The following is a 21,790-nucleotide window of genomic DNA, read 5'->3' on the forward strand; positions in this document are numbered from 1 at the left end:
ATTTAATTTGGAAATGAGGGGATTTTGGTGAAGAAAGTATTAATTGCTAACCGTGGTGAAATTGCGACCCGGGTTATTCGGGCATGCCATGAACTTGGCTTGCAGACCGTCGCGATTTACGCCAAAGAAGATGAATTTTCGGTTCACCGTTTTAAAGCTGACGAGGCTTACCTGGTTGGGGAAGGCGACGCACCAATTGCCGCCTACCTTGACATTGAAGACATTATCCGGATTGCTAAGGAGAATCACGTGGACGCGATCCATCCCGGGTACGGTTTCTTATCCGAAAACGCGACCTTTGCACGCCGGGTCGCGGAAGAGGGCATGATCTTCATTGGCCCGACACCCGAACAATTAGAAATGTTTGGCGATAAAATCACCGCAAAGCAGGTTGCGCAGGACGCCGGGGTCCAAACGATTCCCAGCACGTTACACCCGGTCACCAGCTTAAACGAAGCCCTACAATTTACTCAAAAGTACGGTTTTCCAATTATGATCAAAGCCGCTATGGGTGGTGGGGGCCGCGGGATGCGGATCGTTCACGAGGCTTCTGAACTCCAAGAAGCTTTTGACCGTGCCCGCTCCGAAGCCCAACAATCCTTTGGCGATGACGAAATTTACTTAGAAAAATTCATTGCGCACCCGAAGCACATTGAAGTCCAAATTTTAGGGGACTCCCACGGGAACGTAATGCACTTATTTGAACGGGACTGCTCCGTTCAACGGCGGAACCAAAAGGTGATCGAATTTGCCCCGGCGGTTTCGTTGCCAATTGAACTGCGGCAAAAGATTTGCGACGCCGCGGTCGATTTAATGAAGAGCGTGCACTACTTAAACGCCGCGACGGTCGAATTCTTAGTAGAGGGTGACCAGTTCTACTTCATGGAAGTTAACCCGCGGGTCCAAGTTGAGCACACCGTGACCGAAATGATCACTGAAATTGACATCGTACACGCCCAAATCAAAATTGCCCAGGGTGGGGACTTGTTTGAAGACTTGCACTTACCACACCAAGACGCGTTAACGTACAAGGGTGCGGCCATTCAATGCCGGGTCACGACCGAAGATCCCGCTAACGACTTCATGCCGGATACCGGCCGGATCGAAACTTACCGTTCACCGGGTGGTAACGGGGTGCGTTTGGATGCCGGCAATACCTATTCCGGGGCGGTGGTGACGCCGTACTTCGATTCGTTGCTGGTCAAGGCCTGCGTCGTTGCCCGCAACTTTAAAGCGGCCGTGCACAAAATGCACCGAGTCCTCGTGGAATTTGATATTCGCGGGGTTAAGACCAACATTCCGTTCATGTTAAACGTGATCGATAACCCGACCTTCCAAGCCGGTGAAGCCAATACTCGTTTTATCGACAACACGCCGTCGCTCTTTAAGTTCCCCGATGATACCCAGCAGGAAGACAAGATGTTGAAGTACATCGGAAACGTGACGGTCAACGGCTTTGCGGACGTGGCGCAACATTCTAAGAAGTATTACCCGGACGTGGAGTTTGAAGATAACTTTAAGCCGATGGCCAAGGACATTGTGACCGCTAAGGACGTTCTGGATAGTAAGGGTGTCCGCGGCTTGCAAAGCTGGTTATTAGCCCAAAAGCAGGTCTTATTGACCGATACGACCATGCGGGATGCGCACCAGAGTTTATTTGCGACCCGGATGCGGACAAAGGACATGTTGGCCGTGGCCCAGGCATCACAAAAGGCCCTACCACAACTGTTCTCATACGAAATGTGGGGCGGAGCGACCTTTGACGTGGCCTACCGCTTCCTAAACGAAAACCCGTGGGACCGGTTGAAAAAGCTGCGGACCGCCATGCCGCGCACGTTGTTCCAGATGTTATTCCGGGGCAGCAACGCGGTCGGTTACCAGAATTATCCCGATAACGTGATCCGGGAGTTCATTTTAGAAGCTGCGAAGAGTGGGATCGACGTCTTCCGGATCTTTGATAGTTTGAACTGGATTCCGCAAATGGAAAAGAGTATCCAAGCCGTCAAGGAAACGGGTAAAGTGGCGGAAGCCACGATCTGTTACACCGGCGACATCATGGATCCTAACCGGCAGAAGTACAATTTGGCTTACTACCGTCAATTAGCCTTGGACTTACAGTCGACCGGTGCTGACATTATTGCTATCAAGGATATGGCCGGGGTCTTGAAACCGGAAGCGGCGTACGAACTCGTTTCAACTTTAAAGGACGCCCTTGATATTCCGGTGCACCTTCACACCCACGATACGACTGGCAACGGAATCTTCACGTACGCACGGGCCGTTGAAGCCGGCGTGGACGTGGTTGACGTTGCGGCCAGTGCTCTGTCCGGGACGACCAGCCAACCGTCAATGAGTTCGCTGTACTACGCGTTAGCGCATAATGATCGCCAACCCAACGTGAACATTGATAACGTTGAGGCCATCAATCGTTACTGGCAAGGTATTCGGCCTTACTACCAAGACTTCTCTAACGGGATGACCGGTCCGCAGACCGATATTTACCAAACCCAGATGCCGGGTGGTCAGTATTCGAACCTGCAACAACAGGCTAAGGCCATGGGGCTGGGCGACCGTTGGGAAGAAGTTAAGGATATGTACGCCACCGTTAACGACATGTTTGGTGACATTATCAAGGTCACGCCAAGTTCAAAGGTCGTTGGTGACATGGCGCTCTTCATGATGGAGAACCACTTAACGCCGGACGACGTCTATGACCATGGCGATAAGCTGGATTTCCCAGACTCCGTGATCAACTTCTTTGCGGGTAACATTGGTCAACCCGTTGGCGGGTTCCCGAAGAAGCTACAAAAGATCATCTTAAAGAAGCGCAAGCCGTTAACGGTTCGGCCGGGGAGTTTGGCTAAACCGGCTGACTTCGAAGCGGTCAAGCAGGAACTAGCGCCGTTAATTGGCCACGAACCGAACCACCAAGAAGTCCTTAGTTACATTTTGTACCCGAAGGTCTTCCTGGACTATATTAAGCAGCATAAACAGTACGGTCACGTTTCACTCTTAGATACGCCAACCTTCTTCCAGGGGATGCGTTTAGGTGAAACGGTCAACATTGAACTGGCACGTGGTAAGGTGATGATCCTAAAGCTTAACCAGATCAGTGATCCCGACGTTGACGGGATTCGGACACTGTACTTTAGCATTAATGGTCAAAATCAAGAAATTACCGTTAAGGATAACGCCATCCACCAGACGGCTTCCAGCACCCGTAAAGCTGAACCAACTAACGAAAATGAAGTTGGGGCAACGATGAGCGGTTCCGTTCTGAAACTCTTAGTTAAGAAGGGCGACACTGTTAAGAAGGGACAACCGTTACTGGTTACTGAGGCGATGAAGATGGAAACGACCATCCAAGCACCGGAAAGTGGGGTTATCGAACACACCTACGTCAGTGCCGGGGACGTTATTCAAACTGACGACTTGTTACTGGAAATTACACCAAAATAGGTTGAACTAGGTAAGAACCGCCACCTGATCGTGGCGGTTCTTTTAGTGGGCGGTGGTTGCCATTTGATTAAATAAATCACCGGACTCTTAGTTGACGAAAGGGCCAATCTAGCCTAACATTTAAACAGCAACTCAAAGTAAAAGGGGTGACCGTTCGATGGAATTTACCATCAATCCGCGCCGCGCGCTGATTATTTATATGCATTCAATGAAGCAGGTGCGGCAATTAAAACGCTTTGGTATCATTCAATACCAATCGCGTAAACAACGTTACGTCGTGCTGTACCTTGATGAAAGTCAAGTGTCCGCCGCGACGGCCAAAATTAATAAATTAAACTTTGTCCGCAAGGTCGAACCGTCATACCGACCAGACGTGGCAATGAACTTTGGTGAACGGGTCGATAAGGGCTTCTTTAAGCCGGAAAATAACGCCGTTCCCGCAGATGATGAAGATTAAGTTGGTGAAGAAAACATGCGAATTGTAGCAGGAGATTTTGGTGGTCGGCGACTGAAGGCGGTGCCGGGAATGCAAACCCGACCAACCACCGATAAAGTCAAAGAAGCCGTTTTTAACATTATTGGGCCGTACTTTGACGGTGGCCGGTCGCTCGATATGTTTGCCGGTAGCGGCGGCCTAAGCATTGAGGCCGTTTCCCGGGGCATTGACCACGCGGTCCTGATTGATCGGCAGTACCAGGCAATCAAAACGATCAAGGACAACGTGACCGTTACGAAGGCGGTGGACCGCTTTGAAATTATAAAGGGGGACGCCCCCCGGGTCTTAGAACGTTTGGCGGCACAAAAGGAACGCTTTGATCTCGTCTTTTTAGACCCGCCGTACGCCAAACAGCAAATTGTTAAGGACGTTTTACGGTGTGACGAACTCGGCCTCCTAAATCCAGCGTGCCGAATCGTCTGTGAGACCGACACCAACGCCATGCTACCCGCCGAGTTACCGGGGTTCAAATTACTCCGGCGTCAGGACTACGGGATTACGGTTATTACGATTTATCAAAAAGAAGAAACGGGGGCACGAGCATGATTACGGCAGTTTTTCCGGGAAGCTTTGATCCGGTAACGCGTGGACACTTGGACCTCATTCAGCGGGCCAGTCGGTTAGTTGACCACCTGATTGTGGCGGTCATGGTCAACACGAGTAAACAACCGTTATTTACCATGGACGAAAAGGTTGCCATGATCCAACAAGAAGTCCAAGACTTACCGAACGTGACGGTGCAGGCTGCCACCGGGCTGACGGTTGATTTCATGACGACGGTCAACGCGACCGTTTTAATTCGGGGCCTGCGTAACGAGCAGGACTTTGGTTACGAGCGGGATATTGCGTGGATGAACAAGTCGTTAAACGACCGGATCGAAACGGTCTGTTTGATTGCCCGGCCGCCGTACGCCTACTTCTCGTCGAGCTTGATCAAAGAAGTGGCGAAGATGGGGGCGGATATTTCCGAGTACGTCCCAACGGCGGTGGCTCAAAAGTTACACCAACGTTTCCAGGAACGGCGTCATGGTTAAGTGGTTAAAGCGGTACCGGGTCTTAATTATTGCGGTCGCGTTGGTTCTGGCCCTGTGCTTGATTCCTCTGCCGTACTACGTTGAGGGCCCCGGAAGTGCTGATAATTTAAGGGCGTTTGTCACCGTGAAAAAACATCCGGATAAGCGTGCGGGAAAGTTTATGCTGACGTCAGTCGCCCTAGCACCGGCTCGGCCGGTGACCTGGCTGTACGCGCAACTTAACCCGCACTACGACGTTGTGAGTGAATCGGAAGTTAACGACGGTCAGGATGATCAAACTTATAATAAGGTCCAGACGTTTTATATGCGGAGCGCCATTAACGAAGCCATTGCGACCGCGTACGCCGCGGCCCACCAGACCTATCAAAAAACTTACCAGGGAATTTACGTTTTAGCCGTTCAGTCTAATTCGAAATTCAAAGGACGAGTTAAGGTGGGCGATACTATCACCAAGGTTGACGGACACCATTTCAGTAACGCCCAGGGTTATCAAAAATACATTGCGAGTCGCGGGACCGGAAAAACGGTTCAAATTACTTACCGTCATAACGGGCGTATTAAGCACGCCACGGCGCCACTTATTAAACTCAGCACGCACCGGGCGGGAATCGGGATTCAGTTGACCGATAACGTGAAAGTGACGACTAAGATTCCGGTCAAAGTTGACCCGGGTGAAATCGGCGGGCCGTCCGCGGGATTGATGTTTAGTCTGCAAATTTACCAGCAATTAACGAACCGGGATTTACGCCATGGTCAGAAAATTGCGGGGACCGGAACAATTAATCCCGACGGCTCGGTTGGCGAAATCGGTGGAATTGATAAAAAGATTATTGCCGCTAAAAACGCCGGCGCAACGGTTTTTTTCGCACCGTACGTCAAACCGACCAAGGCCGTGTTAGCGCTAGAGGAAAATCATCAGACCAACTATCAAACGGCTAAGGCGACGGCTAAGAAGTACGCCCCCAACATGCGGGTCGTACCGGTCACGTCGTTTAAGCAAGCCGTGCACTACTTAAAAACCCATTAATTACTTAATGATTGGATAACGTTCAAGTTCCCACTTCACGGGCAGCTTGAGCGTTTTTTAGTGATTAGAAAAAATTTTTGACGGAATCTTGGCCCGCTTACCGTAACTGGTTAGTAACGGGAGGTGACGATGACCTTGGAAGAAGTTTGGCAATGGGTTCAAGCACATCGGCGTTTAACAATTATTTTGGTAGTGAGCGTGGGCGTATTAATTGGGGGTTGGTGGGGCGTGCAGCAATTACAGCCGGCACCCCCGGCCGCACCGGTAGCGTTAACGATGAGTGGTTCGAGGATGTCCCAACCCGTTAATACGTCGCGGGGCAGTCGTTCAGTTAGTCGTCGGCAATCGGCTACGGGAGCCCTGTACGTCGACGTCAAGGGAGCGGTGCGCCGGCCGGGACTTTATCAAGTGCGGGCCAGTATGCGGGTCGCCGACGTCATTGCGTTGGCACAGGGCCTGCAGCCCGAGGCGGATCAGCGTCAGGTGAACTTAGCGGCGAAGGTGAGTGATCAACAAGTCATTTACGTGCCCACTAAGGGGGAATCCCACCCGGTATTACCCCCGCCAACGGCACCGAGCAGTACACCAATAACCAGCGCTAAAGCTGCGCGTTCGGGCGGGACAGTGGCTAATCACGGACCGGTTAATATTAATTCGGCGGACGTCGCGACGTTTCAGCAAATCAAAGGAATTGGTCAGAAAAAGGCGCAAAAAATTATCGATTACCGTCAACAACACGGTCCGTTCAAACGGGTCGAGGATTTAAAAGCGGTATCGGGGTTCGGTGAAAAAACGATTGCAAAGTTTAAGGACCAACTCACCGTCTAGTCCTGAACCGGACAATTTGGTATACTACTGTCATTGAAAGCGAGGCAATCATAATGAAAGATCAACGAATTCCATGGGATCAATATTTCATGATGCAGGCCGTACTGTTATCGACCCGGAGTACTTGTGAACGGCTCTCGGTCGGTGCGACGATCGTCCGTGATAAGCGGATCATTGCTGGCGGTTATAACGGGTCGGTTTCCGGCGACGTTCACTGTATTGATGAAGGTTGTTACTTAGTAGACGGCCACTGTGTGCGTACGATTCACGCGGAAATGAACGCCATTTTACAGTGCGCTAAGTTCGGGGCTGCAACCGACGGGGCCGAAATTTACGTGACCGATTTTCCGTGCCTGCAGTGCACGAAGATGTTATTACAAGCCGGAATTCAAAAGATTCACTACTTACGGAACTACCATAACGACGACTACGCGATGTCACTGATCAAGCGCAAAAACGTTGCCCTGCAACAGGTGAAATTTGATCAAGCCGACCTCGACAAACTTGGGCTGGACCATATTTTGCTAAGTAATCAGTAGCGGGCGTGCGGGCGCCGTTTTTTGCCGCAATTGCGTGCGGCCTACTAAGCAGCTGGTTAGTTGGTCGACAAAGCGTGGCGGCGATCCTACTATTACTCTGGTTACTGCGAGTCGGTTTATTAAGGGACCGACGCTGCCTGACCCTAACGGTGGTTATCAGCGCCGTGGTCGGGGGCTGGTTAACTTGGCAAAACGCGCGCTTTGAACGGGTAACGCGTTCCGCCCCGCGGGTAGTTAACCTGACTTTGGCCGTGCAACCCGACGCCGTTAGTACGCGGGGTGGCCAGTATCAACTGGTCGCAACGACTAGCGGGGTTGGACGGGTGATCGTTTACGGCAAGTTAGCTACCGCGGCTGACAAACGACGGTTGAATGCGTTGACCACCCGGACAAGGTGGCAAACGAGTGGAACGTTATCACCGGTAGCGCCCCCAACCAATCCGGGGCAATTTGACGCGCCGGCTTATTACCGCAGTCAGGGAATTGATTACCAGTATACCGTGACGCGGGTTGCCGGTGTTCATCCGGCCGTCCGTCGGGGAGGTGCGGGCATCCTGGATCAGTTGCACCAGTGGCGGGCGGGGTTTTACCGGGCGTGCCGGCGACTCCCGGCAACTTTGCAGGTTTACGCCACTAGTTTACTGATTGGGCTCCGTCCGGCTAGTTTCCATAGCACGATGGCGGGGGTCCAGCAACTGGGACTACTGTATTTATTTAGCCTGTCCGGGATGCACGTAATTTTATTTTTAGGGATGTTGCGCTGGCTTTTAATCCGGCTACACGTTAGTTTACCGACGATAGATTGGTGGCTGCTAGGGTGCTTGCCCGTCTATTTAGTGATGGGTGGCGGGGCGGACAGCTTGCAGCGCGCCGTTATAACGGCTGGTCTACCACTGATCTGGCAACACTTTTCCCACCAACAACGGGGTGCACTGACTGGTTGGAGCTGGGCGCTGATCATCGGAATCGTGCATAATCCGCTCGTCTTGTGTCAACTGGGTGGTCAATTAAGCTACGGTTTGGCGTTGTTACTAATGGTTAAGCCGCTCCGTTCGCCGTGGCGGTTAGCGTGGTGGGTCCAGCTGATCAGCATGCCGGTACTCTTAATTGCTACCGCCCAGTGGCACCTGTTAACGGTCTTCGTGAATTTACTCGTCGCACCGTTATTTAGCTGGGTTTTATTACCCGTAACGCTGATTGGGGCCAGTCTCGGCCAGTGGCTGCCCGGTGTGGCGGGCTGGTGTGATGGGATTTTGGCGGCCTTTCAGCGGGTGATTGCCACGTTGGCGACTTGGCCGGGATTACTAATCATTGGCCAACCGTCCGCCACCTGGGCGTGGGCCCTGGGACTACTTAGCTTGTGGTGCTTGCGGTCGCCAACTAAGCGCTGGTTTAGTTGGTTAGCGGTGGCTTACGGTTGTTGTCTGGTTAGCATCCGGTTCCCGTGGCGGGGGGCGGTCCAGTTCATTGACGTGGGTCAGGGCGATTCAATCCTGATTCGTCAGCCGTTTAATCGGACGGTCAGCCTGATCGATACCGGGGGGCGGCTAAAATTTCCGGTCCCACGGTGGCAGAATGATGGGACGACGGTCCGACCACGGGTGGAGACGGTAACCGTCAACTATTTGCACCGGCTCGGTATTACCCACATCGACACGGTTTACTTATCCCATAAGGACGTCGACCACATTGGTGACCTCGGCGCGTTGCTACGTTTAATGCCGGTTAAAAGAGTCGTTGTGCCGGCCGGAATGGCGGCGTTGCCTAAATTTCAACGGCTGTTAAGGCCCGCACAGCGCCCACCCCAAGTGGTGGAAGCGTTAGCGGGGATGCAATTTTCCGACGGCCTGACCGCGGTCCACCCGTTTAAACCGGGAAAAGCCGAGAATGGTGATTCGTTAGTCTTGACGGGGAACTTTGGTCAACAACGATTTATGTTTACAGGCGACCTTGACCGGGCCGGGGAGCGGGCAATTATGACACGTTACCCGCAACTGCGGGTGGACGTGTTAAAATTAGGACACCACGGCAGTAAAACGGCCTCGGATCCTCAGGTGTTAAAACAATTGGGGGTCCAACGGGGAATCTTATCCGTTGGTCGCCACAACCGGTACGGCCATCCTAATCAGGAAACGTTGACCACGCTTCGCCAGCAGCACATCGTGACTTATTCCACGGCACTGCAGGGGATGGTCACGTACCGGTTTACCCCCGGTCACTGGGGGGTGTGGCAGACATTCTTGAAAGAAGGTAATTTATATCAACGCACAACAAGCCCTCAAAGCAATCCGCAAGGGTGATTTAGCGTCCATTTACGTGGTTTTAGGGACCGTAGATTACCTTGCTGATCAATTAAAAAACGCATTGTTACAACTGGTGCCGACGGAAGAACGGACAATGAACGTTGGTAGTTATGACATGGAAAGTACGCCGGTGGCGGTTGCTTTAGACGATGCCATGTCGGCGCCGTTTTTTGGGGAACGCCGGTTGGTGTTTGTCAACCACCCGTATTTTTTGACGGGGGAAAACAAAAAAACGAAGGTTGAGCACGACTTAGACTCTTTACAGCGGTATTTTGAACACCCTGAGCCGAGCACCATCTTAGTTTTGATGGCGCCTTACGAGAAATTAGATGCTCGTAAAAAGTTAGTCAAGACACTCAAGAAGCAGGCCACCATCGTAGAAATTAACCAGGTGTCCGAACGCGAAACTCAGGGCTACGTTCAGGCGGCCTTAGATGCGAAGCAAATTTCGATTGACGCCGACGCGTTACAGGAACTTTTTAACCGTACGGACGGTCAACTCGGGTTAGTGATGGGCCAACTCCCTAAACTAATGATTTACGCGGCCCAGTCCCAGCGCATCGACTTAGCAGCTGTACAGGCACTGGTTACCAAATCATTAACGCAAAACGTCTTTGACCTAGTTAATAACGTTTTACGCTATCAGACGCAGGCGGCGGTGGAGCTTTACCACGAACTGGTGGCGGCCCAGGAAGCACCGCTGAAAATCAACGCAATTTTACTGGGCCAGTTTCGGCTGTTGTTGCAGGTGAAAATTTTAGCCCGGGCCGGTTATAGTCAGGGAAGCTTGGCCAGTACGCTGAAGGTGCACCCGTACCGGGTCAAACTCGCAATGCAAACGGTGCGCCACTTTGACCAAGTGGCGTTACGCGCGGCCTACTTAGGCTTGTTGCAGACGGAAGTTCAGATGAAAACGACGCAACGCGACCCCGAGCTCCTCTTTGAGTTATTCATGGTCCAGTTCGTTAACGAGCGGCGGGGAGCCGTGACGGCGCGTTAGTAGTACGACCAAAATAAAAACGGCGACCTTCACGTGGAAGATCGCCGTTTTTAGGGTATAAAAAAACTCCGTCGCGATGCTCAGGAGTTAAAAACCATTACTTTGCGTAACGGGCGGCCATCCGTGACTTGTCACGGGCAGCTTTGTTGCGTTTGATAAGACCCTTAGTAGCAGCCTTGTCAACGGCACTTACAGCGGCGATGTATAAATCATCGACGTTGTCGGCACCAGCAGTTTTAGCATTTTCGAATTTTTTAACAGCAGTCCGCATAGCACTCATTTGAGCAGTGTTACGGGCATTTGCTTTATTGTTTGTTTTCACGCGTTCAATAGCGGATTTGATAATTGGCATCAGATTCACCTCCATCATTTTTTCAACAAATGCTATTATACATAAGCCCCGGCTTGAATGCAACAGTTATGTGTAAAGTAATTTATCTTGATATGCATTTCAACTTGATTTTTACGGCTTAGTTTGCTAGACTATTTTAAGTGTTCAGCAACCCTTTACTTAGTTTACCGTGCACCACCAACGGCTTACTCAGTTTAGGGCAATTATTTGAAAGGTGGTTGATACACATGGCAATTTCACGCGAAAAGAAGACGGAACTTATTAATAAGTATGCCCGTCACGAAGGCGACACTGGTTCAGTTGAAGTTCAAGTTGCAGTTTTAACTGAAGACATCAACGAATTAAACGAACATTTACGTGTTCACAAGAAAGACTTCCACTCACAACGTGGGTTGATGAAGAAGATTGGTCATCGTCGTAACTTGTTAGCATACCTTCGTAAAGAAGACGTTAACCGTTACCGTGACTTGATCCAAAGTCTTGGTCTTCGTCGTTAATATTGAAATTCAAGGAACTGCCCGCGGGTGGTTCTTTTTTTTTACACTTTTTTGACATTGCTCCTTAGTCGGGTTACGGTCAGGGACGGTTCAGCTATTGCTTTATTTTAAAATGTGGTAAACTGAAGGGAGTTACTTAATCGGCACAGGTACGCAGGTACTTGTAAAACTTAAACTAAATATATAGAGGAGTTTTTAATTCATGAACTTTGAAAACGTTGACTTAATGACTGCCATGGTGACCCCGTTTAATGATCAGCAACAGTTGGACGATGACCGCTTAAAGAGCTTAATTGAACACTTGCTGGCTCACGGAACGCAGGGCCTGATCGTGGGTGGTACGACTGGGGAAGCCCCAACGCTGTCCGAAGACGAAAAGTTGGACCTATTAACGAAGACGGCTAAAATTGTTGCGGGCCGGGTGCCCATTGTCGCCGGAACTGGTTCGAACAGTACCGCGGCTACGATTGCGTTTACACAAAAGGTGAGTCAGATCAAGGGGATCGACGCGGCCCTGGTAGTCGTCCCTTATTATAACAAGCCGGATCAAGCCGGTATGATTGCCCACTTTACCGCCGTTGCGGATCAGGGGGGCTTACCGGTTATTATTTATAACATTCCGGGACGGGTAATCGTTAAGATGGCAGTTAAAACCGTCTTAACATTGGCCCAAAACCCTAACATTATTGGAATCAAGCAGTGTGCGACGATGGAAGAATTTGGCGCCATTGTTGAAAACGCACCGGCGGACTTTTTAGTTTACACCGGGGAAGACGCTCAAAGTTTGGCTGCCAAGGAAATTGGCGGCGCGGGCGTGATTTCCGTGGCTAGTCACTTGTACGGGGATGAAATGACGGCGATGTTCCAAGCGGTTGCTAAGGGTGACGTCGCGACGGCGGCACGTTACCAACGTGACTTGACCCCTAAGATGGCGGCCCTATTTAGTGCACCGTCACCATCACCCGTCAAAGCGGCTTTGAACCACCTTGGCCAACCGGTTGGCGATCCCCGCTTACCAATTTTGCCAATGAACGCTGAACAAAGTAAACAGTTATACACAACTTTAAATATTTAATGGATCAAGGTGAAATAATTGAGCTCTAAAATTCAAATTATCCCCTTTGGTGGGGTTCGTGAAAACGGTAAAAACATGTACGCCGTTGAAGTCAACGAGGATATTTACATCCTGGACTGCGGCTTAAAGTACCCGGAAAATGAACTGTTGGGCATCGACATTGTGATTCCCGATTTCAGTTATTTACGGGAAAATGCGGACCGCATCGTCGGGGTCTTTTTAACGCACGGACACGCGGACGCAATTGGTGCGTTACCATACTTTTTAAACGAGTTTAACGTTCCGGTCTTCGGTTCGGAACTGACGATCGAATTGGCTAAGATCCAGTTACAAAAGGATCCCAAGGCCAAGAAGTTTAACGATTTTCACGTGGTCAACGAAAAAACCGAAATTGATTTTGGCAACGTGACGGTCTCCTTCTTCCGGACGACCCATTCAATCCCCGATTCAATGGGCATCGTACTACAAACCGATGCTGGTCCGGTGGTTTATACCGGTGACTTTAAGTTCGACCCGACCGCGGAGGGTGCTTATCAGACCGACTTTGCGCGTTTGGCTGAAATCGGGTCTAAACACGTCTTGGCGCTGTTAAGTGATTCCGCTAACGCCGAGAACTTTGAACAACCCGTTAGTGAGCGGGAAATTGCCGCGTACGTACTGGAAACTTTTAAGTACCATCCCGGGCGCATCATTGTAGCGTCGGTGGCGTCAAATATCCTGCGTATTCAGCAGGTCCTCGACGCGGCGGCCCAATCTGACCGGAAAGTTGCATTGATGCCGGGTGACGTTGAAAGCATCGTTAAAACGGCCCTTAAGTTAGGTAAGCTACGGATGCCGGCTGACGTGGTCGTTCCGCTCAAAGCTATCGATAAGTTAGATCCTGCTAAAGTGGTCATTCTCCAAACCGGGCGGATGGGGGAACCCATCAAGGCCCTACAACGGATGTCGAACAAGCAGGAGGGTAAGGTCAACATCGAAAAGGGCGACCTCGTCTTCATTACGACCACGCCGTCACATTCGATGGAAACGGTGGTTGCCAAGACCCGGGATATGATTTACCGGGCGGGTGCCGACGTTAAGGCGATTGCCGATGAAATGAATTCGTCGGGCCACGCGACCAAGCGCGACTTACAATTGATGATGAACTTGATGAAGCCGAAGTACTTTATTCCGATTCAGGGTGAGTACCGCTTGTTAGATGCGCACGCTGGTTTTGCGAAGGAAGTTGGCATTCCGGCCGACCACATCTTCATCGCCGCTAAGGGTGATGAGCTCCGCTATGACGGTGATGACATGCACCTTGCGGGTTCAATTGAAGTGGGCGATACCATGATTGACGGAATTGGGGTCGGTGACATTGGAAACATCGTGCTACGCGACCGTAAGATTCTGTCAGAAGACGGGATCTTCGTCGCGGTGGTAACCATTGACCGTAAGAAGAAAAAAATCATTTCGACGCCTAAGATTACATCCCGTGGCTTTGTCTACGTTAAAACTAGCAAGGACCTGATGCAGGAAAGTGCCGAGTTAGTCAAGGAAACTGTGCAATCCAACTTGGATAACAAGGAGTTTGATTGGGGACACTTGAAACAGGCGGTTCGTGAGAAATTGAATCATTACCTGTGGGACCAAACTAAACGCCACCCGGTTATTTTACCCGTTATTATGGAAGTAAATCAGCATCACCGGCGGCATAAAAAAGCAAAAACAACGGAAACTGAAACCGAGAAGCAAGCTTAATTTAAAGCCGGGTTAGTTCCCGGCTTTTTTGCTAGCGTGGTTTTTCAAAGGAGGACCTCAGCGTGACACCAGCAGAAACGTTGACCGCCGCACAGCGTGCTACGGCGGCCAAGGAATGGTCACAAGCGGCAAGTCTGTGGGAGGCCGTTTACCAAACGGCACAGACCGCGTCTAATAATTATCAGCTCGTTAACGCGTTGGTTGCTGATGAGCAGTATTCGGCAGCCAGCAGCGTTGCCACGGAGTTTGAAACGACTTATTTGCAAACGGACGGGGCGGCCGATTTGTATTTAACGGCTTTACTCAAAAGTCGTCAGTTTATTCCGGCCCGCATCCTCGTGACGGCGCGGTCGGCCGGTGAGTGGCAACTGGCGGCTTTACAGCGAGTCCAGGAAGCAGAAGCGGACGCCGAGACCACGCTTGCAACCACCTTAACAACGACGATGCGGCAGTTTTATCATCTGTCGGATCAACCAGTCGAGGCCCAAGCAGAGCGCATTCAGGCCGCACAACACTTGACGTACGCTAAGTACCTGACCGCGGCTAAATTTTTATTAGTTGATCCGTTTTTACATCAACTTTCACGGGTGGAAGTTTTATATACCCTCCGTGCGATTGGGGTGGCGGAACCGGTGGATCTGCAGACGTTTGATGATCAGCGGGTGACCCTAATTCCCGCCCAGTTGCCCGTGATGGGTCAGGATACCACTAGTTTGGCTGCTCAGCGGGTTTTAAGCACCAGTGTTGGTCAGCAAGATCCTACGCTTTATGCGGGCTTAGAAGCCTTATTATCCCTGCAACTGATGTACTTGTATCCGCAAGCAGAGCGGGTCGTTTTAGACCCGGAAGTGTGGGTCAGGGTATTTGTTGGTTTACAGACTGGTCAGCTTTCTGAAAGTGACCGGCGGGCCGCGTCCCGAATCGTTGCGGTGCAACAAAAAATTCAGCAAATGACCCTTGATTTGCAAAAATGAGTGTAAGCAATAAGCTTTTGCTTACAAAAATTCAATTTTTTGAATAATATCTGTTTACAAATCTGGGTCGGCTATATATAATGTTTAAGGATTCCTAGGTGATGGGTGCGTGATTTGGCCTTTTGACTGGGATGTAGTATAATATTAACTAAAGAATTGACGGGACGCTTTTGTCTTGGCATAATTCTTGCGAAAATCACAGGAGGTTTCATTAATGGCAAAAGAACATTATGAAAGAACAAAACCCCATGTAAACATTGGTACTATTGGCCACGTTGACCATGGGAAAACTACTTTGACTGCTGCAATCACTAAGGTTTTAGCTTCTAAAGGTTTAGCAAAGGAACAAGACTTTGCTGCTATCGATGCTGCGCCTGAAGAACGTGAACGTGGTATTACTATCAACACTGCCCACGTTGAATACGAAACTGAAAAGCGTCACTACGCTCATATCGATGCCCCAGGACATGCTGACTACGTTAAGAACATGATCACTGGTGCCGCTCAAATGGACGGTGCGATTTTAGTTGTTGCCGCAACCGATGGTCCTATGCCACAAACGCGTGAACACATCCTCTTGGCTCGCCAAGTTGGTGTTGACTACATCGTTGTCTTTTTAAACAAGACTGACCTTGTTGATGATGACGAATTAGTTGACTTGGTTGAAATGGAAGTTCGTGAATTACTTTCAGAATACGATTTCCCTGGTGACGATATTCCTGTTGTCCGTGGTTCAGCTCTTAAAGCACTTGAAGGCGACCCAGAACAAGAAAAGGTTATCATGCACTTAATGGACGTTGTTGATGAATACATCCCAACTCCAGTTCGTGACACTGAAAAGCCATTCTTGATGCCAGTTGAAGATGTCTTCTCAATCACTGGTCGTGGTACCGTTGCTTCTGGTCGTATCGACCGTGGGACTGTTAAAGTCGGTGACGAAGTTGAAATCGTTGGTTTACACGAAGACGTTTTGAAGTCAACTGTTACTGGTCTTGAAATGTTCCGTAAGACGCTTGATTTAGGTGAAGCCGGGGATAACGTTGGTGCGTTATTACGTGGTGTTAACCGTGAACAAGTTGTTCGTGGTCAAGTTTTGGCTAAGCCAGGTTCGATCCAAACCCACAAGAAGTTCAAGGGTGAAGTTTATATCTTGAGCAAAGAAGAAGGTGGCCGTCATACGCCATTCTTCTCAAACTACCGTCCACAATTCTACTTCCACACCACTGATATCACTGGTGTTATCGAATTGCCAGATGGCGTTGAAATGGTTATGCCTGGTGATAACGTAACGTTCACTGTTGAATTAATCCAACCAGCCGCTATCGAAAAGGGAACTAAGTTCACTGTTCGTGAAGGTGGCCATACTGTTGGTGCCGGTGTCGTTTCAGAAATTGATGACTAATCTCTAACTGATTTTCATTGATTCACCTAAGAGACTTGGAAGCTTGCTTCCGGGTCTCTTTTTTTAAGAAAGTTCACAATAAAACGCCACTGCATCCGGTTTTTTAACTGATTTGGTTTACTTTATGGAATTGATAGGTTAAAATTGACAAGTATGCAATTGACATGAATTGTTGAAAATATTAATGTTTCGGAGGGAATACAATGGCTGCAAAGTGGGAAAAGAAAGAAGGCAACCAAGGCGAATTAACGTTCGAAATTGGTGCCGATAAGATCAACGAAGGTATTGACAAAGCCTTCCAACGGACTAAGAAGAACTTAAACGTTCCTGGTTTCCGTAAGGGTAAGGTTCCGCGTCAAATCTTTAATCAAATGTACGGTGAAGAAGCACTTTACCAAGATGCTTTAAACATCGTGCTCCCAGAAGCATACGAAGAAGCAATCAAAGAAACTGATATCGAACCAGTTGATCAACCTAAGATCGACGTTGATAGCATGGAAAAGGGCAAGCCGTGGGTTTTAAAAGCCGTTGTAACGGTTAAGCCTGAAGTTAAACTGGGCGACTACAAGGGCCTTAGTGTAACGCGTCAAAACACGCGGGTTTACGCTAAGGACGTTGACGCTGAATTAGAATCACGCCGTGAAAAGCAAGCTGAATTGGTACTTAAAGAAGACCAACCAGCCGAATCTGGTGACACGGTCGTTATTGACTTCAAAGGTTTCGTTGATGGCAAACCGTTTGAAGGCGGCGAATCAGAAAACTACTCCTTAGAATTAGGTTCAAACTCATTCATCCCCGGCTTTGAAGACCAATTAGTTGGTGTTAAAGCGGGTGAAGACAAAGAAGTTAAGGTAACCTTCCCTAAAGATTACCAAGCTAAGGACTTACAAGATAAGGAAGCTACTTTTGAAGTAACGGTCCACGAAGTTAAGACTAAGGAACTCCCTGAATTAGACGATGAATTTGCCAAGGACGTTGACGAAGACGTTGACACCCTTGAAGAATTGAAGGCTAAGATCAAGGATGAACTTAAGGATCAAAAAGAAAAGGCTGCTCACGATGCCATTGAAGACGAAGCTTTAAACCAAGCCGTTGACAATGCTGAAATCCAAGCAATTCCTGACGCAATGAAGGAAGACGACATTCACCGTCAAATGGATCAATACTTGGCTAACATGCAACAACAAGGCATCGATCCTAAGACTTATTACAAGTTGACTGGGACTAGCGAAGACGACTTACACAAGCAATTCGCTGCCGATGCAGAACGGCGTGTTAAGACGAACTTGGTCTTAGAAGCCGTTGTTGAAGCTGAAAACATCAAACCTTCTAAGGAAGAACTTGATGCCGAAGTTAAGGACTTAGCTAGCCAATACAACATGGAAGAAAGTGCCGTTCGTGGTGCTTTAACTGATGACATGTTGTCACACGACATTGCGATTCGCCAAGCCGTTGACTTGATCACCGACTCCGCTAAGCAAAATGCTAAAGCTGACGATAAAAAAGACGATAAGGACTAATCTTTAACGGTTAGTTTGGCGCGTCAAGACCCCGGAAATTCGTTTCCGAGGTCTTTTTTTAGGGACCTAATGAAAACCGTTCACCCGAGTAGACAAATAATTTCGGCTTTTGGAACCGCCATGTTATAGTAGTGGACGTAGAACACAGCGCCTAAGCTGGTTTTAGGTGGGTTTTTCTGTTATGATTAATCCATGGAAAGACATCGATGAGGTGAGAATGAATGTTTGAAAATACCGAAACAAACGGCCCCGTTAACTGCTCGTTTTGTGGCAAATCACAAGACCAGGTTAAGAAAATCGTGGCCGGCCCCGGCGTCTATATTTGTAATGAGTGTATCGATTTATGTAAAGAAATTATCGACGAAGAGTTCAGTGAAGAACGCTCACACGAATTAACGGATATCCCAACGCCAAAACAAATTGTTGATGAATTAGACCAATACGTCATTGGTCAGGATGAAGCGAAGCGGACGTTATCCGTTGCGGTTTATAACCACTACAAGCGGGTTAAAGCCATGACCGATGACGAAGGTCAGGATGATGACGGTCCTGAATTACAAAAGAGTAACATTAGTTTAGTCGGGCCAACTGGTTCCGGGAAAACTTTCCTGGCTCAAAGTTTAGCCCGAATCTTGGACGTGCCGTTTGCGATTGCGGACGCCACGACCTTGACCGAAGCTGGTTATGTTGGTGAAGACGTTGAAAATATCCTGTTGAAGCTGCTCCAAAATGCCGATTACGACGTTGAACGGGCCGAAAAAGGGATTATTTATATTGATGAGATTGACAAGATTGCCAAGAAGAGCGAAAACGTTTCGATTACGCGTGACGTTTCCGGTGAAGGGGTTCAACAAGCCCTCTTGAAGATCTTGGAAGGTACGATTGCGAACGTGCCGCCGCAGGGTGGTCGTAAGCACCCGCAACAAGAATTTATCCAAATTGATACGACCAACATCCTCTTTATTGTGGGTGGTGCGTTTGACGGTATCGAAGACATTGTTAAACGGCGCTTGGGTGACAAGACGATTGGGTTCGGAACCGATACGGACGGTAAGAACGCCGTTTTAGACGATTCTAAGAGCTTGATGCAGCAAGTGGTTCCCGAAGATCTCTTACAATTTGGGTTGATTCCTGAATTTATTGGCCGGTTACCAATTTTAACCGCCTTGGAACGGTTAACGGAAGACGATTTAGTCCGAATCTTGACCGAACCAAAGAACGCCCTGGTCAAACAGTACCAGCGTTTGATTGCCTTAGACGGTGCGGAACTGGACTTCAAGGATGACGCGTTACGCGCAATTGCCCAGGAAGCCTTAGCACGCAACACCGGTGCCCGGGGCTTACGTTCGATTATTGAAGATACGATGCGCGACATTATGTTTGATATTCCGAGTCGTAAGGACGTCAAGAAAGTGATCATTACCCAGGATACGGTCAAGGATCATGCCGAACCAGAATTAGTTTTGGAAGATCAAAAGGCGTCATAAAATAATTACTTTTTTAAAATGAATTTAATGATTATTCAGGACCGCAATGCGATAGCATACGCGGTCCTGAACGCCGTTTAACGGTGTTTTTGGCTGGTCGCTAATCTGAGTTGGTCACCAGCGCCGTTGACTAGAAGTATGTTAGAATAAGACCAGATTATTTAATAAGGGAGTTATTTTGATGGAAGTGCATAACGTTGAACTTGTTATGAGCGCGGTCGCGCCAAGTCAGTACCCGACAACGGGTTACCCCGAAGTTGCGCTCGCCGGACGCTCTAACGTGGGTAAATCATCACTGATCAACGTGTTGATCAACCGCAATAGCTATGCGCGGACGTCGAGTCAGCCTGGTAAGACTCAGACCTTAAACTTTTATAAGGTTGAAGAACAGCTGTACTTTGTCGACGTACCGGGCTACGGCTATGCGAAGGTTTCTAAGAAGGACCGCGAAAAGTGGGGCCAAATGATTGAAACCTACTTAACCAGCCGGGAGACACTCCGCGGGGTCATTATTTTGGTGGATGCGCGCCACGCACCGACTAAGGATGACGTCGCAATGTACGAATGGATGCGGTATTACCAGATGCCCCTGTTAGTTGTGGCTACTAAGAGTGATAAAATTCCGCGTGGTAAGTGGAATAAACAAGAGAGTTTGATCAAAAAAACGCTGAACTTTCAACCCACGGACGACTTTATTGCCTTTTCGGCGAAGACTAAGGTCGGTAAGGACGCCGTTTGGGATTGGATTGAAGCACATACCGTAGGGGGGCACTAGTTTGGAATTTAATGAATATCAATCGTTGGCAAATCGGACGTTGTACGGCAATGAACAGGTGTTGACGAACCTCTCGTTAGGGTTAGCCTCCGAAACGGGACAGGTCGTGGACTTGGTTAAGAAATACACCTTTCACGGTGACCGCTTGAACAAGGACCAGTTGACTAAGCAAATGGGGGACGTGCTCTGGTACCTCTCACAGGTGGCAGAGTGGGCGGACATTCCGTTTGACGAAGTCGCACAGGAAAACATTACGAAACTAAACCATAAGTACCCAAACGGGAAACCTGTTAAGTAGATTCACCGTAACGCGTCAACTAACCGTTGGCGCGTTTTTTTGCGCTTAACGTTTGGCCGTGAGTGGTGCGGCGACAGAAACGGGAGTCTTTGGTTTAAAAAAATTAGCATTAGTGAGCTGTTTGGTTGCAATTCTTAAGCGAATGATGTAAATTAGTAAGTGTAGAAAAGTTGTACACAACTTAATTGCTGTCATGGAAAGGGTGCTTAAATATGAAAATTAATATCAAGGACGACGCACAGGCTTACTTAGCAGACAAGATTCCGGCGGGTAGTCGGGTCATTTTAACGACTGACGATGGGTCTAATAAATATTCTAGCCTGGGTGGGAGCTGTGCCATTGGTAATAAATTCCAATTGGTCATTTTAAAGGCCGCCGATCCCGATTACACGACACCGTTAGAAAATAACGCCGGTTACGAAATGAGTACCGCGCCGGCCGATGAAGCTTACCTCGGTAACGGGCTCAACATTTCGCGGTGGCACAACGCGTTAGCCTTAAAGGACGACAGCGGTATGCTTGACGGGGCTCTGTCAGTCGTTGATTGGCGGAACGTTTCACCAGAAACGGAAGCCGAACGGCGTGAAAAGATGCAAACGATCGGCACTAAGATTTGCTAAATTTAAAGTAGTTTCGAAAAAGTCGCGGGCTAGTTTCGCGACTTTTTTTGTGCTAAACAGCAAAACAGAGTGTGCCAAAAGTCGGTTAATGCTCACCCGCTGATTTTTGGCGCACGTTTCGACAATAATTATTCGGAGATAAAACATACTAAGATTAGCTCTGTAAAACCAAAACGGTTTTACAGAGCTTTTTGAATTACAGTGGAATATGTGGAGCTAAAGATCACACATAGCCCCTTGGACTTCGAGTCCGTAACCATAAACTGATCACCGCCATTATTCCCAGTAATTCAGGTTTAAGTATGTTGGTCCTTGAGACCGTGTTTAGGAAATTAGAATCGCCGAGGATGACTCCGGAATGGCT

At 49.0% G+C, this 21,790-nt stretch carries 20 protein-coding genes; 19 read left to right on the forward strand and 1 reads right to left on the reverse strand.

The window, feature by feature from the left end:
- Positions 1-27 precede the first annotated feature (27 nt).
- From D1831_RS01735 to holA, 9 genes are all read left to right on the forward strand, one after another.
- On the forward strand, positions 28-3,459 hold the full coding sequence (locus D1831_RS01735; protein ID WP_125071042.1) for a pyruvate carboxylase: 3,432 nt from the start codon (positions 28-30) through the stop codon (positions 3,457-3,459).
- 157 nt (positions 3,460-3,616) lie between these two features.
- On the forward strand, positions 3,617-3,916 hold the full coding sequence (locus D1831_RS01740) for a YlbG family protein (RefSeq protein WP_125071044.1): 300 nt from the start codon (positions 3,617-3,619) through the stop codon (positions 3,914-3,916).
- Positions 3,917-3,931: 15 nt separating this feature from the next.
- Positions 3,932-4,501, forward strand: coding sequence for a 16S rRNA (guanine(966)-N(2))-methyltransferase RsmD (gene rsmD / locus D1831_RS01745; RefSeq protein WP_125071046.1), 570 nt, complete (start codon positions 3,932-3,934; stop codon positions 4,499-4,501).
- Positions 4,498-4,989, forward strand: a complete 492-nt coding sequence (coaD, locus tag D1831_RS01750) for a pantetheine-phosphate adenylyltransferase (protein ID WP_125071049.1) — start codon at positions 4,498-4,500, stop codon at positions 4,987-4,989. Before rsmD ends, coaD begins: the two co-directional genes overlap by 4 nt.
- Positions 4,982-6,016, forward strand: coding sequence for a SepM family pheromone-processing serine protease (locus tag D1831_RS01755; protein WP_125071052.1), 1,035 nt, complete (start codon positions 4,982-4,984; stop codon positions 6,014-6,016). Before coaD ends, D1831_RS01755 begins: the two co-directional genes overlap by 8 nt.
- 129 nt (positions 6,017-6,145) lie before the next feature.
- Positions 6,146-6,844 (forward strand): ComEA family DNA-binding protein, encoded by a 699-nt coding sequence (locus D1831_RS01760; protein WP_125071054.1) that lies wholly within the window; start codon positions 6,146-6,148, stop codon positions 6,842-6,844.
- Between the two features lie 53 nt (positions 6,845-6,897).
- A complete protein-coding gene (locus tag D1831_RS01765) occupies positions 6,898-7,383 on the forward strand; it encodes a ComE operon protein 2 (RefSeq protein ID WP_125071056.1) in 486 nt (161 codons plus the stop codon).
- A 5-nt stretch (positions 7,384-7,388) separates the two neighbouring features.
- On the forward strand, positions 7,389-9,683 hold the full coding sequence (locus tag D1831_RS01770; protein WP_125071058.1) for a DNA internalization-related competence protein ComEC/Rec2: 2,295 nt from the start codon (positions 7,389-7,391) through the stop codon (positions 9,681-9,683).
- Positions 9,643-10,686, forward strand: coding sequence for a DNA polymerase III subunit delta (holA, locus tag D1831_RS01775; RefSeq protein ID WP_179950280.1), 1,044 nt, complete (start codon positions 9,643-9,645; stop codon positions 10,684-10,686). The genes D1831_RS01770 and holA overlap by 41 nt, the downstream gene beginning before the upstream one ends.
- A gap of 97 nt (positions 10,687-10,783) precedes the next feature.
- Here the strand turns inward: holA and rpsT are convergent, their stop codons facing one another.
- Positions 10,784-11,038, reverse strand: a complete 255-nt coding sequence (gene rpsT / locus D1831_RS01780; RefSeq protein ID WP_125071062.1) for a 30S ribosomal protein S20 — start codon at positions 11,036-11,038, stop codon at positions 10,784-10,786.
- A gap of 227 nt (positions 11,039-11,265) precedes the next feature.
- Here rpsT and rpsO point away from each other — a divergent pair, with 227 nt between their 5' ends.
- The 10 genes from rpsO (at position 11,266) to D1831_RS01830 (ending at position 21,426) form a co-directional block, all read left to right on the forward strand.
- Positions 11,266-11,535, forward strand: a complete 270-nt coding sequence (gene rpsO / locus D1831_RS01785; RefSeq protein ID WP_003639022.1) for a 30S ribosomal protein S15 — start codon at positions 11,266-11,268, stop codon at positions 11,533-11,535.
- Between the two features lie 202 nt (positions 11,536-11,737).
- A complete protein-coding gene (gene dapA / locus D1831_RS01790) occupies positions 11,738-12,610 on the forward strand; it encodes a 4-hydroxy-tetrahydrodipicolinate synthase (protein ID WP_125071064.1) in 873 nt (290 codons plus the stop codon).
- Positions 12,611-12,628: 18 nt separating this feature from the next.
- Positions 12,629-14,350 (forward strand): ribonuclease J, encoded by a 1,722-nt coding sequence (locus D1831_RS01795; protein WP_125071067.1) that lies wholly within the window; start codon positions 12,629-12,631, stop codon positions 14,348-14,350.
- 62 nt (positions 14,351-14,412) lie between these two features.
- Entirely contained in the window at positions 14,413-15,324 is a 912-nt protein-coding gene (locus tag D1831_RS01800; RefSeq protein ID WP_125071069.1) for a hypothetical protein, read from the forward strand.
- Between the two features lie 214 nt (positions 15,325-15,538).
- Positions 15,539-16,726, forward strand: a complete 1,188-nt coding sequence (tuf, locus tag D1831_RS01805; RefSeq protein WP_125071071.1) for an elongation factor Tu — start codon at positions 15,539-15,541, stop codon at positions 16,724-16,726.
- Positions 16,727-16,929: 203 nt separating this feature from the next.
- Positions 16,930-18,246: a trigger factor gene (tig, locus tag D1831_RS01810; protein ID WP_125071073.1), complete on the forward strand. Its 1,317-nt coding sequence runs from the start codon at positions 16,930-16,932 to the stop codon at positions 18,244-18,246.
- Positions 18,247-18,467: 221 nt separating this feature from the next.
- Positions 18,468-19,733 (forward strand): ATP-dependent Clp protease ATP-binding subunit ClpX, encoded by a 1,266-nt coding sequence (gene clpX / locus D1831_RS01815; protein ID WP_125071075.1) that lies wholly within the window; start codon positions 18,468-18,470, stop codon positions 19,731-19,733.
- Between the two features lie 181 nt (positions 19,734-19,914).
- Entirely contained in the window at positions 19,915-20,508 is a 594-nt protein-coding gene (yihA, locus tag D1831_RS01820) for a ribosome biogenesis GTP-binding protein YihA/YsxC (RefSeq protein ID WP_125071077.1), read from the forward strand.
- Position 20,509: 1 nt separating this feature from the next.
- On the forward strand, positions 20,510-20,806 hold the full coding sequence (locus D1831_RS01825) for a nucleoside triphosphate pyrophosphohydrolase family protein (RefSeq protein WP_125071079.1): 297 nt from the start codon (positions 20,510-20,512) through the stop codon (positions 20,804-20,806).
- 212 nt (positions 20,807-21,018) lie between these two features.
- Positions 21,019-21,426, forward strand: coding sequence for an iron-sulfur cluster biosynthesis family protein (locus D1831_RS01830; protein ID WP_125071081.1), 408 nt, complete (start codon positions 21,019-21,021; stop codon positions 21,424-21,426).
- Positions 21,427-21,790: the final 364 nt, after the last annotated feature.

It is taken from the genome of Lactiplantibacillus garii, assembly GCF_003885105.1.
Taxonomy (GTDB): domain Bacteria; phylum Bacillota; class Bacilli; order Lactobacillales; family Lactobacillaceae; genus Lactiplantibacillus; species Lactiplantibacillus garii.